The 936-nt window shown below is 62.6% G+C and carries 1 pseudogene; it reads right to left on the reverse strand.

Features of this window, described 5'->3' with window-relative positions:
• Nucleotides 1-18: 18 nt before the first annotated feature.
• Nucleotides 19-860: pseudogene (locus JKG68_RS32575) on the reverse strand (IS5 family transposase).
• Between the last annotated feature and the right edge of the window lie 76 nt (nucleotides 861-936).

The following is a 936-nucleotide window of genomic DNA, read 5'->3' on the forward strand; positions in this document are numbered from 1 at the left end:
AGAGTCGGTCCGAGCGATTCATGAGCTTTGACAAAGCCTTGCGATCCTGCGGGTCATGAGCCGGATCATGGCGAGTTGCACGAACGCCAGCTGCGTGCGCGTGAGGTTCTCAAAATCCTTGACCAGCCGGCGGCAGCGGCCGAGCCACCCGAAGGTTCTCTCGACAATCCACCGCTTCGCAACCACCACGAAGCCTTTGGCTGCATCCGAACGTTTGACAATCTCCAGAACCACCTTGCCGGTCCGTTTCGCGGCCGCGGCTGTTGCTGCGCCGCTGTAGGCGCCATCGGCAAACAGGCGCTCCAGGAACACGAACACGCGCCGCACACTCTTCAGAAGCGGCAGAAAGCCATCCCGGTCCTGCACGTCGGCCGGTGTCACATTCAGCCCAAGCATCAGGCCCAGCGTGTCGACGATGAGGTGGCGCTTCTTGCCCTTGACTTTCTTGGCCGCGTCATAGCCGATCGGATCGATATGCCTCCCCCTTTTTCGGCGCTCTTGACGCTCTGGCTGTCGACGATCGCGGCGGTGGGACTGGCGTGGCGTCCCTCAAGCTCGCGGACCTGCTGGTAGAGCGCGAAGTGCAGGCGGTCGAGCACGCCATCGCAATGCCAGCGCACGAACCAACCGTGCACGGTGCTGCGCGGCGGCAGGTCTCTGGGCAAAGCCCGCCATTGGCAGCCTGTGCTCAAGACGTACAGAACGGCATTGAGGATCTCGCGCAAGCGCTCCGGGGCTGGCCCGGACCTCGTTCGACGACGCAGAAACGGTCGCACCAAGTCCCATTCGGCATCCGTCAGGTCGCTCGGGTAGCGCAAACCTGGGCGAGCGTAGAGACCTCGGTTCTCTGGGGTCCACATGGGCGCCTCCGCAAATCGGCGCCAACCAGTGAATCACAAGTCATTGCTCGGATTCAAATTTCACTCGGACAGGCTC

Source organism: Microvirga aerilata (genome assembly GCF_016743775.1).
GTDB lineage: Bacteria > Pseudomonadota > Alphaproteobacteria > Rhizobiales > Beijerinckiaceae > Microvirga > Microvirga aerilata.